The organism is Cupriavidus sp. MEYA8 (assembly GCF_059278825.1).
This window is the reverse complement of record NZ_CM181221.1, coordinates 2,826,175-2,847,382: the sequence shown is the minus strand read 5'-3', so window position 1 is coordinate 2,847,382 and position 21,208 is coordinate 2,826,175. Positions and strand designations below refer to the sequence as shown.

Sequence of the window (21,208 nt, the reverse complement as noted above, 5' to 3'; positions counted from 1 at the left end):
ACCGTATGCGCCGCTTGGGGCGTGTAATGGATGCAGTGGGGCAGGATTTTACAGTATCGGCCCGGCGCGGGGTCGCATTTGGCCCCCGGCCTGCTTTCCGGGGGTAGGAAGATTCCGGACGCAGCGCGGTGTGTGGTCAAATACCGACTTCGTATGTGTGGACAAACGGCGATGCCGCGAGACACCGCTATCACCGCTAAACCTGCTGACACCGCGTCCGGGGCGCCCGGCGACTTCAACGGATGACGATCGACCGCACCGGGGGGACGGATACGGCACATCCCGCGCCGCTGCCCTGGCGGGCGCGCGCGGCCGCGTTCGCGCTCGCCGCGCTGCTGATGATGCTGCTGCCGGCCGGTGCCGCGCTCGGCGCCTACAAGGTCGAGGTCGAAGCCCCCAAGCCGATCAAGGAGATGCTCGAAGAGCACCTGGACCTGTCGCGCTACAAGGACCGCACCGACCTGTCGCAGGACCAGTTCGACTACATGGTCGAGACCGTGGGCGAGCAGGTGCGCCAGTTCACCTCGACCGAAGGCTATTTCGATCCGACCACCACCACCCGCGTGGAGGGCGAGGGCGACAAGCGCGTGGTCCACGTCACGGTCGACCCTGGCGCGCGCACGCTGATCCGCAATGTCGATGTCCAGGTGACCGGCCCGGCGGCGACGCGCTCGCCCGAGCAGGTGGCCGAGATGCAGGCCAAGTGGGGCCTGCCGGCGGGCGACCCGTTCCGCCAGGCCGACTGGGACAAGGCCAAGGAAGACGCGCTGATGACGCTGCAGAGCCACAACTACTACGGTGCGCGGCTGGCAGCGTCGCAGGCGCGGGTGGAGCCCGACGAGCTGCGCGCCGACCTGTCCGCGCACTACGCCAGCGGGCCGGCCTACCTGCTGGGGCCGCTCAAGGTCCGCGGCAACCGCCGTTACCCGGAAGAGATCGTCTACAACGTCAACCCGCTCAGCGAGGGCGAGCCGTACCGCGTCGAGCGGCTGCTCGAGCTGCAGCGCGCGATCCAGAACCAGCCGTATTTCTCCAACGTCCAGGTCGACCTGGAGCCGCCGCCGGATGCCGACAAGGCGCCCGACGGCGTGGTCACCGCGCCGGTGTCGGTGCGCGTGCGCGAATACCCGGTGCACCGGCTCAACAGCGGCGTCGGCTTTACCACCGATACCGGCGCACAGGTGGAAGGGCGCTATTCCTACTACAACCTGTTCAACCGCGCCTGGACCTTCGACTCGCAAGCGCGGATCGAACAGAAGCGGTCCTACCTGTTCGCCGAGGCGGCGATGCCGCCGTCCCGCGGCGCCTACCGCAACAGCGTGTACAGCAGCTACGAGCGCACCATCGATCTCGAGAACACCGATACCACCAGCCTGCGCGCGGGCCTGAAGCGCTCGCGCTCGCGCGAGAAGTACGACGTCACCACGTCGCTCGACTTCTACTATGACAAGCTGCTGCCCGAGGGCCAGGCGGCCCAGATCAGCAAGGCGCTGGTGCCGGCCTTCGCCTGGACCCGGCGCGATGTCGACAACCCGGTGTTCCCGCGCCGCGGCAACGTGATCAGCACCCAGGTCGGCGTGGCCGCGCGGGGTTTCCTCAGCGATGCCACCTTCCTGCGCCTGTATGGCCGTATCCGCCAGTACATCCCGGTGGGCAAGCGCGACCTGGTGGTGGCGCGGCTGGAACTGGGCGCCGACCTGACCGGCGACAGTTCGAGCCAGATCCCGGCAACGCTGCGCTTCCGCGCCGGCGGCACCGATTCGATCCGCGGCTACACCTACCAGTCGATCGGCACCCCCAGCGGCTCCAGCATCCTGCCGGCCAAGTATCTCGGCACCGGTAGCCTGGAGTACCAGTACTGGTTCAAGCCGGACTGGGGCGTGGCGGTGTTCTGGGACCTGGGCACGGCCGCCGACAACCTGCGCGGCGTGACGATCTACAACGGCGTGGGCGTCGGCGTGCGCTGGCGCACGCCGGTGGGCCCGCTGCAGCTGGACGTCGGCTACGGCATCCAGGAACAGCAGTTCCGGCCGCATATCTCGCTGGGGGTGGCGTTCTGATGGCCGCCCGCGCGCCTGGGATGCCGGCATGAGCGCCCACGACCTGCCCGACGTGCCCGGCGAGGGCACGCCCACTGAGCCGAACCCGCCCGCACCGCGCAAGCGCCGGCGCGTATGGCGCGCGCTCGCCTGGCTGGTCGGCGTGCTGGTGTTGCTGGTGGTGGCGCTGGTCGGCGCGGGCGTGGCGGCACTGGGCACCGAGGCCGGCACGCGCCACCTGTGGACGCTGGCGACTCGGCTGTCGGCCGGCATGCTCAGCGGCCGGCTCGAAGGCGGCACGGTGGCGCATGGCCTGCGGCTGCGCGACGTGGTCTTTGCCAGCGGCCAGACCCGCGTGACGGTGGACCGCGTCGATGGCAGCTGGGCCATGACCTGGCAGCCGCGCCGCCTGCACTTGGACTACCTGCGCATCGGCAAGGCCGAGGTCCGGCTGGGCCCGTCAGAGCCGAGCACCGAGCCGGCGCAGATGCCGAAGTCGCTGGAACTGCCGCTGGCGATCGACGTCGACGCGCTGACCCTGGAGCGGCTGGCGCTGCTGCAGGGCACGTCACCCGCCGCCGAGCCGATGGTGTTCGCCAACCTGTCCGGCGCGCTGCACAGCGACGGCCAGCACCACCGCGTCAGCGTGGACAAGCTGGAGACGCCGTACGGCAAGCTTGCAACCAACGCCCAGATCGGCGCACGCGCGCCATTCCCGCTCAGCGCCGAGGCGCTGCTGGAGGCGAGCTGGCAGAAGGAGTCCTTTGCCGTCAACGCCACCGCCAGGGGCACGCTCGAAGCCTTGCGCGCCGAGCTGCAGGCCAACGGCGACCGCATCCATGCGCGCGCCGGCGCCGACCTGACGCCGTTCGGCAAGGTGCCGTTTACAAACCTGCTGGTCGATGGCGAGCGCATCAACCCGCGGCTGTTCAGCCCCACCGCGCCGCAGGCCGACCTGACGGTGCATGCCGAGCTGCGGCCGGTGGATGGCGCGGCGGCGACCCCGGCGCCGCCTGCCGCATCCGCACCCTCCGCATCCGCACCCGCCGCGGTGCCGCCGCCCGCGCCGCTTGCCGTCGCAGGCGACATCGAGATCCGCAACCTTGAAGCCGGCCTGCTCGACAAGGAGCGCCTGCCCGTGCATTCGGTGCGCGCCCACGTCGAACTGAGCGAAATGGCGCAGGCCATCAGCAACCTGCGCGTGGCGCTGACCGGCAAGGCCGAAATCACCGGCGGCGGCTCGCTGCGCGATGGGCGCGGCGGCTTCGACCTTGACGTGCACCGGCTCGACCCCGCGGCGCTGCATGGCTCGCTCACCAGCGCCAGCCTGTCCGGCCCGGTGGTGCTGCGCATGGAGCCCGGCCGGCAGAGCGTGGCGCTGGACCTGTCCGGCGCTGCGCTCAAGCTGTTCGCCGACGCCAGCATGGACGCCGACACCGTCACGCTGGGCGCGCTGCGCGCGACCGTCGGCCCCGGCGTGCTGAGCGCGGAAGGCAAGCTCGGCCTGAAGGACAGGCAGCCGTTCAGCTTCAAGGGCAAGCTGGCGTCGTTCGATCCGTCGCGGCTGGCCAAGGTGGCCGCGGGCCGCATCAACGCTGACTTCAGCGCCAGCGGCGAGATTGCCCCGGTGCTTGGCGTGGCGCTGGATTTTGCCGTGCACGAGAGCGAATACGCCGGCCTGCCGATGACCGGCGGCGGCAAGGTGCGGCTCGCCGGCGAGCGGCTGCTGCCAAGCGAAGCGGCGCTCAATATGGCCGGCAACCAGGCCAACCTGCGCGGCAGCTTCGGCGCGCGCGGCGACCAGCTCAGGCTGGCGGTCGACGCGCCGCAGCTGGCGCGGCTCAAGTTCGGCGTGGCCGGCAAGCTCAAGCTCGATGCCACCATCACCGGCACGCTGAAGAAGCCCGAGGTGGTGGCCGACTACAACGCGCAGGCACTGGAAGTGGGACCGCACAAGGTGGCCAGCGCCAGCGGCCGCGCCGAGGTGCGTGGCGGGCTGGACGGACCGCTGTCGGTGCAGCTGGCCGCGCGCGACTACCGCGGGCCGCAGGCCAGCCTCAGCACGCTCGACGCGACCCTCAACGGCACCCAGGCAAACCACGCCTTCGACGTCAAGGCCGCCGGCACCCTGAACCGCCGGCCGCTGCAGCTGGCGCTGGCGGGGCAGGGCGCATGGAAAGGCAAGGAGGGCTGGAACGGCACCATCCGCACGCTGGAAGAGCGCAGCACCGTCAACCTGCGGCTGGCCGCGCCGACACAGCTGCTGGTCGCCGACCAGCGCGTGCGCCTGGGCGCCACGCGGCTGCTGATGGACAACGCCACGCTCGCCATCGACAGCTTCGACTGGGACCATGGCCGCATCCGCAGCCAGGGCACGCTGAACGGCCTGCAGGTCGGCCACGTGCTCGAACTGATGGAAACCATCACCGGCGAGAAACCGCCGGTGCGCTCCGACCTGGTCATCGACGGCCGCTGGAACCTGGCGCTGGCCGAGACCGCGAGCGGGTTTGCCGAAGTACGCCGGCGCAGCGGCGACCTGTCGGTCAATGCCGGCCGCGGCTTTACCACCATGGGCCTGGGCGAAACCAGCCTGCGCGCCGAGGCGGGCGGCAACCGCATCGCGCTGCGCGGCGGCATGGTGTCGGGGCGCATCGGCAAGGTGGTGGTCGATGCCTCGGCCGGGCTGGTGCAGGAACAGGGCCTGCAGACGGTGGGGCCGGCATCGACGCTGGCGGGCACCGTCACGGTCGATGTGCCGCGCCTGAAGTCGCTCGAGGCGCTGACCGGGCCGCAGTATGCCTTCGACGGGCGCCTGGCCGCGGCGCTGCGGCTGGGCGGCACGGTCGGCGCGCCGCTGCTGGCCGGCACCATCGATGGCGACAATCTCGCCGTCACGCTGTATGACATCGGCCTGCGCCTGACCGACGGCACCGTGCGCGTGGCGCTGGACCAGAACACGGTGGAACTGAAGCACGTCGAGTTCCACGGCGGCGACGGCAAGATCACCGCCACCGGCAACGTCAAGCTGGGGGAGGCCGATCCCAACCTGACCGGCAAGATCGTCGCCGACAAGCTGCAGCTGTTCGCCAGCCCGGAACGCACGCTGGTGGTGTCGGGCGATGCCAGCATCGCCAACGAAAACAAGCAGGTCGTGATCCGCGGCAAGTTCCGCGTCGACCGCGGCCTGTTCGACCTGCCCAAGGCCGGCGCGCCGGTGCTGGGCGACGACGTGGTGGTGATCCGCCGCAAGGACCAGCGCGCGGTCAAGACCGCCGCGACGCCGGTGGTGCCCGAGACCAAGCCGGCGAGCAAGTTCAGCCCGGTGATCGACCTGACCGTCGACCTGGGCAACGACTTCCGCTTCCGCGGCGCGGGCGCCGACCTGCTGCTGGCCGGCCAGCTCGGGGTCAAGAGCGAACCGCTGGTGCCGCTGAAGGCCATCGGCACGGTGCGCGTGACGGATGGCACCTACGAGGCCTTCGGCCGCAAGCTGGACATCGAGCGCGGTATCATCAACTTCAACGGCCCGATCGACAACCCGAACATGAACATCCGCGCCATGCGCCGCAACCAGGAAGTGGAGGCGGGCGTCGAGGTGACCGGCACGGTGCGGCTGCCGCGCGTGCGGCTGGTGTCGGAGCCCAACGTGCCCGACGAAGACAAGCTGTCGTGGCTGATGTTCGGCTACGGCGCCGAAAGCGCCGGCGCGGGCCAGCAGCGGGCGCTTGGCGGCGCCGCGCTGGGTGGGGCGGCGCTTGGCATGATAGGCGGCAAGGCGGGCAAGGGCATCGTCTCGCATTTCGGCATCGACGAATTCTCGATCGGGCCCAGCACCGCGGGCCTGAACGACCAGCAGGTGGTCAGCATGGGCAAGGCCATTACCGACCAGATCGCGGTGGGCTACGAACAGAGCCTGACCTCGGCCTCGAACGTGGTGAAGCTGACCTGGCAGTTCTCGCGGCGCTGGTCGCTGATTGCCAAGGGCGGCTCCATCAACGGATTGTCGGTCTTGTTCAACCGCCGCTTCGACAGCTGGGCGATCCTGTTCTCGGGCGCCTCGAACCGCCGCGGCACCAGCAGGAGCCAGGATGACGGCCAGATACTCGATCCGGAAAGCGCGGCCGCGGCCGCTTCGGCAGTCATTGCCGAGCCCGTGCGCCGCTGAAGCAAGCGCCACCCACCTACGCCCCGCCAACTACGCGTCGCCGCGACGCCTTGCCGCCATGGGACTGATTGCCTCTGTGCTTGCGCTGTTCGGCTGCGACCAGCGCAAGGTCGATGAAGCGATGAACAAGGCGGGCGAAACCGCGCGCAACACCTGGAACGCGATCAAGCCCGACAGCCAGCTGTTCAAGGGCATCGTGCCCGGCCAGTCCACCGAGGAAGAGCTGCGGCGCCAGGCCGGCAAGCCCGAGATCGTCTGGGAAGAGGCAGACGGCGGCCGCCGGCTGGAATACCCGCGCGGCCCCGAGGGCACCACCACGTGGATGGTCACCATCGGCGCGGACGGCAAGGTCGCGCGCATCGAGCAGGTGCTGACGCCGGAGAATTTCGCGCGCGTGCGCGCCGGCATGAGCAAGGACGATATCCGCCGCCTGCTGGGCAAGCCGACCAAGGTCGAGGCCTTCGCGCTGAAGAAGGAAGAAGTGTGGGGCTACCGCTGGATGGAGACCTCGACCGACAAGGCCTTCTTCAATGTGCATTTCAACAGCGATGGCACCGTGACGACGACTTCGCGCAGCGACGATCCGTCGAAGATGCAGGGCGGCTGACACCACCTCGGTGCAAAAAAAAAAGCGGCCGCCCGAAGGCCGCCGCCGCTTCCTGCGCGCGATCCGCTTCAGCGAATCCGCATGCCCGGCACCGCTCCGCTGTGCGGCTCCAGGATGTACAGGCCCGGCGCGGCCTTCTCATCAGCCGCCGATGCCGCCAGCACCATGCCCTCGGACATCCCGAACTTCATCTTGCGCGGTGCCAGGTTGGCCACCACCACGGTCAGCTTGCCGACCAGCTGCTCGGGCGCGTAGGCCGACTGGATGCCCGAGAACACGTTGCGGGTCTTGCCTTCGCCCAGGTCCAGCGTCAGCTGCAGCAGCTTGTTCGAGCCTTCGACCTTCTGGCATTCCACAATCCTGGCCACGCGCAGGTCCACCTTGGCGAAATCGTCGATGGTGATGGTCTCGGCCACCGGCTCGATCGACGCTGCCGCGGCAGCGGGCGCCGCCGTGGCCTGCAGCGATTCGCGGTTGGCCGCCAGCAGTGCGTCGACCTGCTTGGCATCGACGCGCGTCATCAGGTGCTGGTAGGCCTGCACCGGGTTGGCCGCGGACAGCTGCTTGTCGATGGCGCGCCAGTCAAGCGGCTCGACGTTCAGGAAGCGTTCGACGCCGGCGGCCACGTTCGGCACCACCGGCTTCAGGTACACCGTCAGCAGGCGGAAGGCTTCCAGCGACACCGAGCAGGCGGCGTGCAGCGCGGCGCGCTTGCTTTCGTCCTTGGCCAGTTCCCACGGCTTCTCGGTGTCGACGAAGGCGTTGACCGTGTCGGTCAGTTCCATCACCTGGCGCAGCGCCTTGCTGTACTCGCGTGCTTCATACAGCTGCGCGATCTGCGGCGCGGCCTGGCGCAGCTGCTCCAGCAGCGGGTGCGCCAGCGCGGCCTCGTCGACCTTGCCTTCGAAGCGCTTGACCAGGAAGCCAGCCGCGCGGCTGGCGATATTCACGTACTTGCCGATCAGGTCGCTGTTGACCCGGGCGATGAAGTCGTCCAGGTTCAGGTCCAGGTCTTCCATGCTCGCATTGAGCTTGGCGGCGAAGTAGTAGCGCAGCCATTCCGGGTTCATGCCGGTGTCGATGTAGCTCTGCGCGGTGATGAAGGTGCCGCGCGACTTGCTCATCTTGGCGCCGTCCACCGTCAGGAAGCCGTGTGCGAACACATTGGTCGGCGTGCGGTAGCCCGAGAAGCGCAGCATTGCCGGCCAGAACAGCGTGTGAAAGTACAGGATGTCCTTGCCGATGAAGTGGTACTGCTCGGCGGTGGAGTGCGGGCCGACCCAGGCGTCGAAGTCGATGCCGCGCTGCTGCGCCAGGTTCCTGAAGCTGGCGTAGTAACCGATCGGCGCGTCCAGCCACACATAGAAATACTTGCCGGGAGCGCCGGGGATCTCGAAGCCGAAGTAGGGCGCATCGCGCGAGATGTCCCAGTCCGACAGGGTCGAGGCCTCGCCTTCGCCGCCCAGCCATTCCTGCATCTTGTTGGCGGCCTCGGGCTGCGCCAGGTCGGCCACCCATTCGCGCAGGAAGGTCTCGCAGCGCGGATCGGACAGCTTGAAGAAGAAGTGCGTCGACGACTTGCGCACCGGCGTGGCGCCCGAGACCACCGAGTAAGGGTTCTTCAGGTCGGTCGGCACATAGGTAGTGCCGCAAACCTCACACGAGTCGCCGTACTGGTCCTTGGCCCCGCACTTGGGGCATTCGCCCTTGATGAAGCGGTCCGGCAGGAACATGTTCTTGACGGGGTCGAAGAACTGCTCGACATCGCGCTCGGCGATCAGGTCCTCGGCCTTCAGGGCCAGGTAAATCTTCTCGCACAGCTCGCGGTTTTCATCCGCGTCGGTGCTGTAGTAGTTGTCGAATGACACCAGGAAGCTGTCGAAATCGCGCTTGTGCTCGGTCCAGACGCGGTCGATCAGCTGCTTGGGGGTGATGCCTTCCTTCTCGGCGCGCAGCATCACCGGGGTGCCGTGCGTGTCGTCGGCGCCGACGTAGTAGACCTCGTTGCCCATCATGCGCTGGAAACGCACCCAGATATCGGTCTGGATGTATTCCACCAGGTGGCCGATATGGATCTGGCCGTTGGCATAAGGCAGGGCGGATGTGACGAGGATGCGACGTGCGGTCATAGACGAAGAGCCGGTCAGGGGCGGGGAATATCAGTGGCGACGGCGCTGCGCGCGAGGCGGACGCGTGCCGGGGAGGGGCTATTTTAGCAACGTAGTGCCGCGGATGCGCCGGTTCCGCATGGCGGAATCCGCTGAAATGGCACAGGCCATTCCCTGCAAACGGCCAAAAAAAAGCGCCGGTCAGTGCCGGCGCAGCTTTCCACAACGGAAAAGGAGGAGAAATCAGGTACCGCCCGGGAGGTCAGCCACCCATCGCGAGCCAGCAACGGTGGCAAGCGGTACCTGTTTCTATGACTGGGTCACCCTTGAATTGGTTTCAAAAAAATTTCGACACGGCGATTTTGTTGCCGGCCAGCCTCGGTGGCATTGTCCGCAACGGGCTGGGCCTGGCCCCGGCCCTCGGCCGTCAGGCGGTTCCGTGCGACGCCGCGGTCACCCAGGTAGCTCGCCACGCTCTGGGCCCGGCGCTGCGACAGCTGCATGTTGTAGCTGGGATTGCCGGTGCTGTCGGTATGGCCCACGACATTGGCACTGACATCCTGGTGCTGGCCCAGCGTCTGGGCGACCTGGTCGAGCACGGAGCGGAACGACGGCTTGATGCTGGCGCTGTCGGTATCGAAGGTCACCTGGCTGGGGATGTTCACCTTCAGCGAGCCGTCCGGCTGCTCGGTGATCTGGGTGCCGGTGCCGGCGGTGTCCTTGTTCAGCTTGCCGCGGATGGCATTCCAGTTGTAGCCGGTCGCACCGCCGACGGCTCCGCCCACGGCCGCGCCGACCAGCGTGCCGGTGGTATTGCCGCCGATCAGGTTGCCAAGCCCCGCGCCCACCGCGGCGCCTACGCCGGTACCGACGGCCGTATGGGTCTGCTGTTCGGTGGCGCAACCCGCGGCCAGCAGGGTGGCAGCGGCGAGCGAGACAGTGACGAGCTTGATCTTCATGCTTTCTCCTTCTGATATTCCCGTAATGTTCCTGGTACCGCATGCGGATGGTAACCGCAAGGCGATACCGCAGATAACCCTTTGTGCGCGTTGGCGGCGGCGCGGCCGGCGCGATGGCCAATGCCCGGGTGCCTGTCCGCCCAACCGCACTACAATATGGATATGGCGGCGCGCGCACAAGTGCAAGGTTGTGAGATTTGTAAATGTCTGTAATCCCACACCTGGCACAGGGGAGTTGGCCGCTCTTCTCGGACTCCCATTGACCATTGCCTCAGATTCGCTACTTTCACTCCCAGCCTTTCATGGCGGGAAGTGAAAGGAGCGGCGTCGCCAGGTGGCATTCCAACGTTAGAATGAGCGGCATGATTCTCGTCTACCGCTACCGGGTCAAGTCGCTCAACGGCCTGCTCAACAGGCAGAGCCGAGCGGTGAACTTCGTCTGGAACTTCTGCAATGACACGCAGAAGCACGCGCTCAAATGGGGTAAGAAGTGGCCGAGCGGGTTCGATCTGAATGTGCTGACCACTGGCAGCAGCAAGGAACTCTGTATCCATTCCGGCACCGTCAATGCGACGTGCGAGCAGTACGCTAAATCGCGCAGCCAGCATCGCCGTACTTATCTGCGATACCGCGGCAGGAAGTGCCTGGGCTGGGTGCCCCTGAAGGGCCGCGATCTGAAACGAGAAGGCGAGGCGTTTCGCTTTGCCGGCAATACCTTTCGCGTGTTCAACAGCCGCCCGTTGCCCGAAGGCAAGATCAAGGACGGCACAAACTTTGCGCGGGATTCGCGCGGGAACTGGTTTCTCAACATTGTGATCGAGATTCCGGATGTGCCGGCACGCCCGATTCAAGCTGGCGTCGGCATCGACCTTGGCTTGAAGGACTTCGCGACGCTCTCGACCGGCGAGAAGTTTTTCAATGACCGGTTTGGCCGGCATGCTGCCGAACGACTGGCCAAGGCGCAGCGTGCGCGAAAGCACAAGCGGCATATCGCCAAGCTGCATGTCAAGGTGGCGAATTCCCGCGCCGACTTCCAGCACAAGCTTGCGCTCGACCTCGTCCGCCGCTTCGATTACATCGCAGTTGGCAACGTGTCGGCTGTGAAACTCGCCAGGACCAAGATGGCGAAAAGCGTCTACGACGCATCCTGGTCGTCCTTCCGGGACAAGCTCCGCTACAAAGCGATTGCGCACGGGGCCACCTTTGAGGAAGTGAACGAAAGCGGTTCTACCCAGTCCTGTTCGGCGTGCGGTTCGAATGACAGCACGACGCGGCCGAAAGGTATCGCAGGACTGCGAATAAGAGAGTGGACCTGTAGTCGCTGTGGTGTCGTGCATGACCGTGATACCAATGCTGCGCTGAACATTCTCCGATGCGGACGTGCATCGCCAGGTGTGGGAATCCCCTTCCTTAGGCAGGGGAAGACGTCAAACTTTGATACATTAGGTGCCAGTCCAGCAGATGGCGCCGGCCGTACGGGCCATCCCCCACAGTCAGAAAAACCAAGCGGAGTTTGTCTTGAGCGTCAGCACTGAGCAGGTCACCGAAGCCCTGCGCACCGTCATCGACCCCAACACGGGCAAGGACCTGGTGTCCACGCGCTCGGCCCGGAACATCCGGGTCGACGGCGGCGAGGTTTCGCTGGAAGTCGAACTCGGCTATCCCGCCAAGAGCCAGCTGGACCCGATCCGCAAGCTGGTGGTTGCCGCGGTGCGGCAAGTGCCGGGCGTCACCAACGTCAGCGTGGCCGTGACCATGAAGATCGTCGCTCACGCGGTGCAACGCGGCGTCAAGCTGCTGCCGGGCGTGAAGAACGTGATTGCCGTCGCCTCGGGCAAGGGCGGGGTGGGCAAGTCCACCACCGCGGTCAACCTGGCGCTGGCGCTGGCCGCCGAGGGCGCGCGCGTGGGCATGCTCGATGCCGATATCTACGGCCCCAGCCTGCCGATGATGCTCGGCATCGACGGCCGCCCCGAATCCGCCGACGGCCAGACCATGGAGCCACTGGAGGGCCATGGCGTGCAGGCCAACTCGATCGGCTTCCTGATCGAGCAGGACAACCCGATGGTGTGGCGCGGGCCGATGGTCACCTCGGCGCTGGAGCAGTTGCTGCGCCAGACCAACTGGCACGACCTCGACTACCTGATCGTCGACATGCCGCCGGGCACCGGCGATATCCAGCTGACGCTGTCGCAGAAGGTGCCGGTCACCGGCGCGGTGATCGTCACCACGCCGCAGGACATCGCGCTGCTCGACGCCAAGAAGGGCCTGAAGATGTTCGAGAAGGTGGGCATCCCCATCCTCGGCATCGTCGAGAACATGGCGGTGTACTGCTGCCCGAACTGCGGCCACGTCGAGCATATCTTCGGCCAGGGCGGCGGCGAGAAGATGTGCGCCGACTATGGCGTGGAGCTGCTGGGCAGCCTGCCGCTGAACCTGCAGATCCGCGAGCAGGCCGATTCGGGCCGTCCCACCGTGGTGGCCGAACCGGACAGCCCCGTGGCCGAGCTGTACCGCGGCATCGCGCGCAAGGTGGCGATCAAGGTCGCCGACAAGGCGCGCGACATGACCAGCAAGTTCCCGAGCATCGTCGTGCAGAACACCTGAGCGCGCGGCTTGCCGCGCCAGCAGCCATGGAAGCCGAAACCACGCCCTTGCCACAGTCGCCGCCACCCGGCGCCCGTCCCGCCGTCACCATGGCGGTGGTGATGCGCAAGGTGGCGCTGGCCAACCGCTGGCAGCCATGGAAATGGCAGCTCGACGCGGTGCTGCCGGACCTGGGCGAGTTCGGCACGCACGCGGTCTGCCTGGAACACGACGAACACGGCGCGCGCTGGCTGTATCCCGGCTTCGAGGTCGAGCTGTTCCGCGACCAGGGCGAGGGCTATTACCTGAACCTGACCTCGACCACGCCATGCTGGTTCGTGCTGTGGCGCATGCCCGAGGACGAGGACGGCGGCGGCACCGGTGAAGACGCCCACCCCGTGCCGATGACGGTCACGCTGTCGTACAACGAAGCCGGCCGCTGGCTCGACGCCGGCGAGATCGTCGAGAACGTGCCGCTGGCACCGGAGCAGCGCGACTGGCTGCAGGCCTACGTCAACGAGCATTACCGGCCCGAGCCGAAGCAGCGGCGCCGGCCCGAATCCTTCAAGGCGCCGCAGGACCGCGCGCGCTACTGACCTTGCTGTTTCGCATACGCCGATGAGCGATTCGTCCTTCCTGTCACGCTGGTCGCGCCGCAAGGCCGCGGTGCGGGAGGGCGTGGCCGTGCCGGCGGAGCCGCTGCCGCCTGCCGAGGCATCACCGTTGCCCGTGCCACCGCAGGCTGCGACCGGGGTGCCGGAGGCCGGCCCGGAAGTCCCCCTGCCGACCCTGGCCGACGTGGCGGCGCTGCGTCCCGGCGACAATATCGCCCGCTTCGTCGCGCGCGGCGTCGATGAATCGGTCAAGCGCGCCGCGCTCAAGACGCTGTTTGCCGATCCGCATTTCAATGTGATGGACGGCCTCGACACCTACATCGACGACTACGGCAAGCCCGACCCGGTCCCGCCGGGGATCCTGCGCCAGCTGCGCCAGGCCGAGTCGCTGGGGCTGTTCGAGCCGACCGACGAGGAGCGCGCTGCGGCCCAGGCGGCCGCAGCCGCCGCACAGCCGGACGCACAAGTCGCCGCACAACCGGACGCACAAGTCGCCGCACAACCGGACGATGTACCGCCGGCGGCGCCCGCAGTGGCCAGCGACCCGGCTGGCGCTACGGACATACCCGCATCCTCCGAAACGCCGCCGCCGGTGGCCAGTCAAAGCGCAAAACAGGGCCCGCAAGGCCCGCAAGGTCCGCAAGATCCGGATAAGTGCGCGTAGCCCCACCGGGCAGCGCAGCCTACAATAGGCTTCCCCACAATCCGCCGGGCCGCAGACCCTCGCAAGAAGGACGTCCGGTCCGGTCAGCACGCATTCGCCATGCCGACGCTGATCTGCAATTGCAACGACACCATGCCGCTTGACGGGGCGGCGCTGTCGGAAGCCAGCCAGGGCCCGCAGCAAGGCCAGCAACAAGACAAGCAACAAGGTCCGCTCAAGGTCCACCACCTGCTGTGCCGGCGCGAAATCGGCGCCTTCACCGCCGCACTGGACGGCACCGACGATGTCATCGTGGCCTGCACGCAGGAGCGCGCGCTGTTTACCGAAGTTGCCGCGCAGACCGCCCAGGGCCAGGATGGCCGCCCGATGGTGACCGCCCCGGTCCGCTTCGTCAATATCCGCGAGACCGGCGGCTGGTCGCAGGGCGCGCGGCGCGATCCCCGGACCGCCAATGCCAAGATCGGCGCGCTGCTGGCGGTGGCCGCGTTGCCCGAGCCGGAGCCGGTGCCCGTGGTCGACTACCGCTCCGACGGCTCGGTGCTGGTGCTGGGCCCAGGGCAGCGCGCGCTGCCCTGGGCGGAACGGCTCGCGGCCATGCAGCTCGAGGTCACGGTGCTGCTGACGGGCAGCGCGCCGGGCGAGGGCGCTGCCGCACAGCCTTTCGGACGTACCTATCCGGTACATAGTGGACGGCTGTCCGCGCTTGCCGGCTGGCTCGGCGCCTTCGAGGCCAGCTGGGAAACCGGCGCGGGACGCAGCAACCCGATCGACCTGGACCTGTGCACCCGCTGCAATGCCTGCATCGATGCCTGCCCGGAAGACGCGATCGATTTCAGCTATCAGATCGACCTGTCGCGCTGCCGCTCGCACCGCGACTGCGTGCGCGCCTGCGGCGCTGCCGCGGCCATCGACTTCGACCGGCCGCAAGGCACCATGGAAGGCCGCTTCGACCTGGTCTTCGACCTGTGCGACCAACCCGCCTTCACCATGCACCAGCCCCCGCAAGGCTACCTGCATGCCGGCGCCGACCCGGCGCGGCAGCAGGCGCTGGCGCTGACGCTGGCGGGCCTGGTAGGCGAGTTCGAGAAGCCGAAATTCTTCCGCTACAAGGACAGCCTGTGCGCGCATGGCCGCAACCAGACCACCGGCTGCACGGCTTGTATCGACATTTGCTCGACCCGGGCGATCCAGTCGCGCTGGCATGACGGCAAGGGCCGCATCGAGGTCACGCCCAACCTGTGCATGGGCTGCGGGGCGTGCACCACGGTGTGCCCCAGCGGTGCCATCAGCTACGGCTATCCCGGCCCGGAGGCGACCGGCACTCGCCTGCGTACGCTGCTGGCCGCCTACCGGCAGGCCGGCGCGCGCGACCCGGTCGTGCTGCTGCACGGCGAGGAATATGGCACGCCCGCCTTGCTGGCGCTGGGCCGCGCCGCGCGCGCGGGCCGTGCCGCCGGCGTGCCCGCCAATGTGATGCCGCTGTCGCTGTTCCACCCGGCCGCGGCCGGGCTGGAGCTGTGGCTGGCTGCGCTGTGCTGGGGTGCCAGCCGCGTGGCGGTGCTGCTCACCGGCGATGAGGCGCCGCAGTACCGCACCGCGCTGCGCGAGCAGATGGAAGTCGCCCGCGCATTGCTGGCGGGACTGGGTTATGACGCCGACGTGCTGTCCCTGGTCGAGGCGGCAAATACGCCCACGCTGGATGCCGGCCTGTCCGCGTTGCGTCCGGGCCGCAATGCGCTGCCGCCGGCGCCGTTCGGCGCCGTTGCGGCCAAGCGTGAGATGCTGGACTTCGTGTTCGACCACCTGGTGCGCCACGCGCCGGTGCCCGCCGACATCGTGCCGCTGCCGGCGGCCGCGCCGATTGGCGCGATTGCTGTCGATACCGGCAAGTGCACCTTGTGCATGGCGTGCGTCGGCGCCTGCCCGTCGCAGGCACTGCGCGACAACCCCGAGCGCCCCGTGCTGAGCCTGATCGAACGCAATTGCGTGCAGTGCGGCCTGTGCGAAAAGACCTGCCCGGAAGATGCGATTACGCTGGTGCCGCGCCTGCTGGCCGGCGAAGCCGCGCGCCGCCCGGTCACGCTCAACGAGTCCCAGCCGTTCCATTGCGTGCGCTGCGCCAAGCCGTTCGGCACGGCGCAGATGGTGGAATCGATGCTGGTCCGGCTGGCCGGCCACCCGGCATTTTCCGGCGCCGCCGCCGAGCGGCTGAAGATGTGCCCGGATTGCCGCGTGATCGACATGATGGAGCACGAGAGCGGGACCATGAGCGGGACCATGAGCGGCACTGTGAGCGGCACTGTGAGCGGCACCACGCTGCGCTGAGCCTCCATCGACACAATTCATCACGACATGACAGATTTCCAGCCGATCCAGCTCACCGCGGCACCGCACGCCGACGATGCCGAGGACACCGCCCGCGCCGACCTGTACGGCCTGCTGGCCACGCTGTTCTATCGTGCGCCCGATGCCGCGCTGCTGCACCACATCGCGGCCAACCGCGCCGTCGGCGAAGATGCCGATACGGTACTGGGCAAGGCGTGGAATGCGTTGTGCGCTGCAGCAGCCGAGACCACGGCGGCGGAGGTTGAAGAGGAATACCGGCAGCTATTCGTCGGCGTGGGCCGGCAGGATGTGTTCCTGTATGGCTCGTTCTACCTGACCGGCTTTCTCAACGAGCGTCCGCTGGTGGCGCTGCGCGAAGACCTGGCCCGCTATGGCCTGGAGCGCCACGACGGCGTCAGCGAGACCGAGGACCACATCGCCACGTTGTGCGAGGTGATGCGCTTCCTGGTGGCTGGCGAGGACCTGTCGGTGTCCAACCTCGGCGAGCAGCAGCGCTTCTACGCGCAGCACCTGCAGCCCTGGGTCGAGAAATTGTGCGATGCGGTGATCGCGCACCCGCAGGCGCGTTTCTATCGCGGCGCCGCCGGGTTGCTGGCCGCGTTCGCCAGTGTCGAGGCGCTGGCGCTGGAGATGAACTAAGGACCGCAGGTCAGGAAAAACCCTTGCATATCATGGTCTTTCCTGCAAGATGCTTCTAGAATATGCATAACAACGCATAACGGCGAAAACCATCGGGCTTTGACAGCCGAGGAGCCCCCCCACATGAGAGAGAAGCCAACCCGGGTCGCGCGCCGCTCATTTCTCGCGGGCGCTGGAGTTGTGGCTGCCGCAACGGGTGCGGCAGCGCTGACAGCGCGTGGGCCGGCACTACCGGACCAGGCCGCCGCTCTGCCGGAACCCGCCGACACCCCGTCGGACAGCAAGGGCTACCGGGTCTCAGAACACATTCGCAAGTACTACCGGACCACACTGGTGTAAGTGCCAGGGCGGCGTGGTTCGCCGCGCCGCCAGCAAACGGACGGCTCTCGTCCGCATCTGAGGTGAGACATGATCTTGACCCGCAAACGCGCGGCGCAGGGCGCATCCGCCCGCCTCGCTGACGGCCTCGCCAACCGGCACGATCCTGCCGGCGCGCAAGCCGGAACCGGACGCCTCTCACAGCGGCTCGCCGCAAGCCTGGCCGGCGCCATGCCGACCATGGACCGCCGCAGCTTCCTCAAGCGCTCGGGCATCGGCGTCGGTGCCGGCCTGGCGGCGTCGCAACTGACGCTGCTGCGCAAGGCCGATGCCGCCGACGACAAGAAGGGCGCCGCCGATGGCAAGAGCGGCATCGTCGTGCGCCGCACCGTATGCGGCCACTGCTCGGTCGGCTGCGCGGTCGACGCGGTGGTGCAGAACGGCGTGTGGATTCGCCAGGAACCGGTGTTCGATTCGCCCATCAACCTGGGCGCGCACTGCGCCAAGGGCGCTGCGCTGCGCGAGCACGGCCACGGGGAATACCGGCTGAAGTACCCGATGAAGCTGGTCAACGGCAAGTACCAGCGTATCAGTTGGGACCAGGCGCTCGACGAGATCACCGCGAAGATGAAGGAGATCCGCCAGCAGACTGGCCCGGACTCGCTGTTCTTCGTCGGCTCGTCCAAGCACAGCAACGAGCAGGCGTACCTGCTGCGCAAGTGGGTTTCGTTCTTCGGCACCAACAACACCGACCACCAGGCGCGCATCTGCCACTCCACCACGGTGGCGGGCGTCGCCAATACCTGGGGCTACGGTGCGATGACGAACTCGTACAACGATATGCAGAACTCGAAGGCAGCGCTGTATATCGGTTCGAACGCGGCCGAGGCGCATCCCGTGTCGATGCTGCACCTGCTGCACGCCAAGGAAAACGGCTGCAAGGTGATCGTGGTCGACCCGCGCTACACGCGCACCGCGGCCAAGGCGCATCACTATGTGCGCATTCGCTCGGGTACCGACATCGCCTTCCTGTTCGGCATGCTGTACCACATCTTCAAGAACGGCTGGGAAGACCAGAAGTACCTGCACGACCGCGTCTACGGCATGGACAAGGTCAAGGAAGAGGTGCTGGCCAAGTGGACGCCCGACAAGGTCGAGGAAGTGACCGGCGTGCCCGAGGCGCAGGTCTACCTGGTTGCCGAGACCATGGCCAAGAACCGCCCCAGCACGCTGGTGTGGTGCATGGGCCAGACCCAGCACACCATCGGCAACGCGATCGTGCGCGCGTCGTGCCTGGTGCAGCTGGCGCTGGGCAATATCGGCGTGGCGGGCGGCGGCGCCAACATCTTCCGCGGCCATGACAATGTGCAGGGCGCCACCGACGTCGGGCCCAACCCCGACTCGCTGCCTGGCTACTACGGCCTGGCCACCGGGGCATGGAAGCACTACGCGGCGGTGTGGGGCGTGGACTATGAATGGATCAAGAAGCAGTTCGCCTCGCAGACGATGATGGAGAAGTCCGGCACCACGGTGTCGCGCTGGATCGATATCGTCACCGAGAAGAACGAGCTGATCGACCAGGACAACAACGTGCGCGGCGTGTTCTTCTGGGGCCATGCCCCGAACTCGCAGACGCGCGGCCTGGAGATGAAGAAGGCGCTGGACAAGCTCGACCTGCTGGTGGTGATCGACCCGTATCCGTCAGCGACCGCGGCCATGGCAAACATGCCGCCGGCCGAGGGCGACAAGGTCAACCCGAACCGCGCCGTGTACCTGCTGCCGGCGGCCACGCAGTTCGAGACCTCGGGCACGTGCACGGCCTCCAACCGCTCGCTGCAATGGCGCGAGAAGGTGATCGAGCCGCTGTTCGAATCGATGCCCGACCAAACCATCATGCAGGCGTTCGCCGACAAGCTTGGCTTTGGCAAGGAGCTGTCGAAGAACATGAAGCTGATCGAGGTCAAGCGCGCCGGCCGCACCTGGATGGAGCCGGAGCCGGAATCGATCCTGCGCGAAATCAACGCCAGCAACTGGACCATCGGCTACACCGGCCAGTCGCCCGAACGGCTGAAAGCGCATATGCGCAATATGCAGATGTTCGACGTCAAGACGCTGCGCTGCAAGCAAGGGAAGGACCCCGTCACGGGCTACGACCTGACCGGCGACTACTTTGGCCTGCCGTGGCCGTGCTACGGCACGCCGGAGCTGAAGCACCCGGGTTCGCCCAACCTGTATGACACCAGCAAGCACGTGATGGACGGCGGCGGCAACTTCCGCGCCAACTTCGGCGTGGAGCGCGACGGCGTCAACCTGCTGGCCGAGGACGGTTCGTACTCGCTGGGCGCGGAGATCACCACCGGCTATCCCGAGTTCGACCACGTGCTGCTGAAGAAGCTGGGCTGGTGGGACGAGCTGACCGATGCCGAGAAGGCCAAGGCCGAGGGCAAGAACTGGAAGACCGACCTGTCTGGCGGCATCCAGCGCGTGGTGCTGAAGAACCATGGCTGCCACCCATTCGGCAATGCCAAGGCGCGGGCAGTGGTGTGGAACTTCCCGGACCCGATCCCGCAGCACCGCGAGCCGCTGTACTCCACGCGGCCCGACATGGTCGCCAAGTACCCGACCCACGACGACAAGATGGCGTTCTGGCGGCTGCCGACGCTGTACAAGTCGGTGCAGCAGCGCAATATCGAGAACAAGGTCTACGAGAAGTTCCCGATCATCCTGACCTCCGGGCGGCTGGTCGAGTACGAGGGCGGCGGCGAGGAAACCCGCTCCAACCCGTGGCTGGCCGAGCTGCAGCAGGAGAACTTTGTCGAGATCAACCCGCGCGCGGCTTCCGATCGCGGCATCCGCAATGGCGACTTCTGCTGGGTCAGGACGCCGACCGGCGCCGCGCTGAAGGTGCGTGCGCTGGTGACCGAGCGGGTCGGGCCGGATACCGCCTTCATCCCGTTCCACTTCTCGGGCTGGTGGCAGGGCAAGGACCTGAAGGACTACTACCCGGAAGGCGCGATGCCGGTGGTGCGGGGCGAAGCCGTCAACACCGCCACCACGTATGGCTATGACTCGGTGACGATGATGCAGGAGACCAAGACCACCGTTTGCCAGATCGAGCGGTTTGCATAAGCCACAGGACAGAGCAGAGGAACATCATGGCACGCATGAAATTCATCTGTGACGCCGAGCGCTGCATCGAGTGCAACAGCTGCGTCACGGCCTGCAAGAACGAGCACGAGGTGCCCTGGGGTGTGAACCGGCGCCGCGTGGTGACCGTCAACGACGGCGTGGTCGGCGCCGAGAAGTCGATCTCGGTGGCCTGCATGCATTGCTCCGACGCACCGTGCATGGCGGTGTGCCCGGTCGACTGCTTCTACCGCACCGACGACGGCGTGGTGCTGCACGACAAGGACGTCTGCATCGGCTGCGGCTACTGCTCGTATGCCTGCCCGTTCGGTGCGCCGCAGTTCCCGTCGACCGGCACCTTCGGCGTGCGCGGCAAGATGGACAAGTGCACGTTCTGCGCCGGCGGCCCGGAGAAGAATGGCAGCGAGGCCGAATTCGAGAAGTACGGACGCAACCGGCTGGCCGAAGGCAAGCTGCCCTTGTGCGCGGAGATGTGCTCGACCAAGGCGCTGCTGGGCGGCGATGGCGATGTGATTGCCGACATCCTGCGCAACCGCGTGATCAAGCGCGGTACCGGCGGCGACGTGTTCGGCTGGGGCACCGCCTATGGCGTGCCCAAGGCCGCGCCAGGGGCGCCGGCAGCGCCGGCTGGTCCCGCCGCGCCGGATGCGCCCGGGGCCCGCTCCACGCCAGCCGCACCGGCTGCACCGGCTACCCCCGCCGCAACCGGCGTTCAGGGAGGGCAGACATCATGAGCCGCGCCTGCGCCATCGTCCTGCTGACACTGTGCGGCGCGCTGCTGGCCGCGTGCGGCGAAAAGCCGCAGACCATCAACCAGTCGCACCGCAAGGCCGACGCCCAGGCGTACCAGGGCGCGCCCGACGACCCCTTCGTGGCCAAGGGCTGGACCGCGGGCGACAAGACCAGCTGGCATAACCAGATCCGCCAGCGCAACCAGTACCAGAACGAGTACAACCGCGTGCAATGAATGCGCCGCAGTGGGCAGGCGCCGCGATCCGCGCGCATGCTCCCGATGA

Annotated in this window: 15 protein-coding genes; 13 read left to right on the top strand and 2 right to left on the bottom strand. The window is 67.4% G+C overall.

Annotation, left to right across the window (positions count from 1 at the left end; genetic code table 11):
* Nucleotides 1-242: 242 nt before the first annotated feature.
* Genes AC5WJ1_RS13245 through bamE form a run of 3 tightly spaced genes read left to right on the top strand, consistent with a single transcriptional unit; the run spans nt 243 to nt 6,811 of the window.
* On the top strand, nt 243-2,060 hold the full coding sequence (locus AC5WJ1_RS13245) for an autotransporter assembly complex protein TamA (RefSeq protein WP_135705805.1): 1,818 nt from the start codon (nt 243-245) through the stop codon (nt 2,058-2,060).
* A gap of 28 nt (nt 2,061-2,088) precedes the next feature.
* Complete coding sequence (locus AC5WJ1_RS13240) at nt 2,089-6,204, top strand: translocation/assembly module TamB domain-containing protein (RefSeq protein ID WP_195427245.1); 4,116 nt, start codon at nt 2,089-2,091, stop codon at nt 6,202-6,204.
* Between the two features lie 58 nt (nt 6,205-6,262).
* Nucleotides 6,263-6,811, top strand: coding sequence for an outer membrane protein assembly factor BamE domain-containing protein (bamE, locus tag AC5WJ1_RS13235; RefSeq protein WP_133092501.1), 549 nt, complete (start codon nt 6,263-6,265; stop codon nt 6,809-6,811).
* A 68-nt stretch (nt 6,812-6,879) separates the two neighbouring features.
* Here the strand turns inward: bamE and metG are convergent, their stop codons facing one another.
* A complete protein-coding gene (gene metG / locus AC5WJ1_RS13230; protein WP_135705801.1) occupies nt 6,880-8,940 on the bottom strand; it encodes a methionine--tRNA ligase in 2,061 nt (686 codons plus the stop codon).
* 299 nt (nt 8,941-9,239) lie between these two features.
* On the bottom strand, nt 9,240-9,878 hold the full coding sequence (locus AC5WJ1_RS13225) for a YiaD family glycine zipper/OmpA-like lipoprotein (protein ID WP_133092499.1): 639 nt from the start codon (nt 9,876-9,878) through the stop codon (nt 9,240-9,242).
* 362 nt (nt 9,879-10,240) lie between these two features.
* Here AC5WJ1_RS13225 and AC5WJ1_RS13220 point away from each other — a divergent pair, with 362 nt between their 5' ends.
* The 10 genes from AC5WJ1_RS13220 (at nt 10,241) to AC5WJ1_RS13175 (ending at nt 21,159) form a co-directional block, all read left to right on the top strand.
* Complete coding sequence (locus AC5WJ1_RS13220) at nt 10,241-11,413, top strand: RNA-guided endonuclease InsQ/TnpB family protein (RefSeq protein ID WP_255519660.1); 1,173 nt, start codon at nt 10,241-10,243, stop codon at nt 11,411-11,413.
* On the top strand, nt 11,397-12,485 hold the full coding sequence (gene apbC / locus AC5WJ1_RS13215) for an iron-sulfur cluster carrier protein ApbC (protein ID WP_195427246.1): 1,089 nt from the start codon (nt 11,397-11,399) through the stop codon (nt 12,483-12,485). Before AC5WJ1_RS13220 ends, apbC begins: the two co-directional genes overlap by 17 nt.
* 26 nt (nt 12,486-12,511) lie before the next feature.
* A complete protein-coding gene (locus AC5WJ1_RS13210; RefSeq protein ID WP_195427247.1) occupies nt 12,512-13,060 on the top strand; it encodes a DUF3305 domain-containing protein in 549 nt (182 codons plus the stop codon).
* Between the two features lie 22 nt (nt 13,061-13,082).
* Nucleotides 13,083-13,742 carry a DUF3306 domain-containing protein gene (locus tag AC5WJ1_RS13205; RefSeq protein ID WP_195427248.1) on the top strand — a complete coding sequence of 220 codons (660 nt, stop codon included), beginning with the start codon at nt 13,083-13,085 and terminating at the stop codon, nt 13,740-13,742.
* A gap of 99 nt (nt 13,743-13,841) precedes the next feature.
* On the top strand, nt 13,842-16,067 hold the full coding sequence (locus AC5WJ1_RS13200) for a 4Fe-4S binding protein (RefSeq protein ID WP_195427249.1): 2,226 nt from the start codon (nt 13,842-13,844) through the stop codon (nt 16,065-16,067).
* A 27-nt stretch (nt 16,068-16,094) separates the two neighbouring features.
* Nucleotides 16,095-16,727 (top strand): TorD/DmsD family molecular chaperone, encoded by a 633-nt coding sequence (locus tag AC5WJ1_RS13195; RefSeq protein ID WP_135705793.1) that lies wholly within the window; start codon nt 16,095-16,097, stop codon nt 16,725-16,727.
* A 123-nt stretch (nt 16,728-16,850) separates the two neighbouring features.
* Nucleotides 16,851-17,066, top strand: coding sequence for a formate dehydrogenase (locus tag AC5WJ1_RS13190; RefSeq protein WP_063240102.1), 216 nt, complete (start codon nt 16,851-16,853; stop codon nt 17,064-17,066).
* A gap of 69 nt (nt 17,067-17,135) precedes the next feature.
* Entirely contained in the window at nt 17,136-20,174 is a 3,039-nt protein-coding gene (locus tag AC5WJ1_RS13185; protein WP_195427250.1) for a molybdopterin-dependent oxidoreductase, read from the top strand.
* Between the two features lie 26 nt (nt 20,175-20,200).
* Nucleotides 20,201-20,926, top strand: coding sequence for a formate dehydrogenase FDH3 subunit beta (gene fdh3B, locus AC5WJ1_RS13180; protein WP_133092492.1), 726 nt, complete (start codon nt 20,201-20,203; stop codon nt 20,924-20,926).
* Nucleotides 20,923-21,159, top strand: a complete 237-nt coding sequence (locus AC5WJ1_RS13175; RefSeq protein WP_133092491.1) for a hypothetical protein — start codon at nt 20,923-20,925, stop codon at nt 21,157-21,159. Before fdh3B ends, AC5WJ1_RS13175 begins: the two co-directional genes overlap by 4 nt.
* The last annotated feature ends 49 nt before the right edge of the window (nt 21,160-21,208 follow it).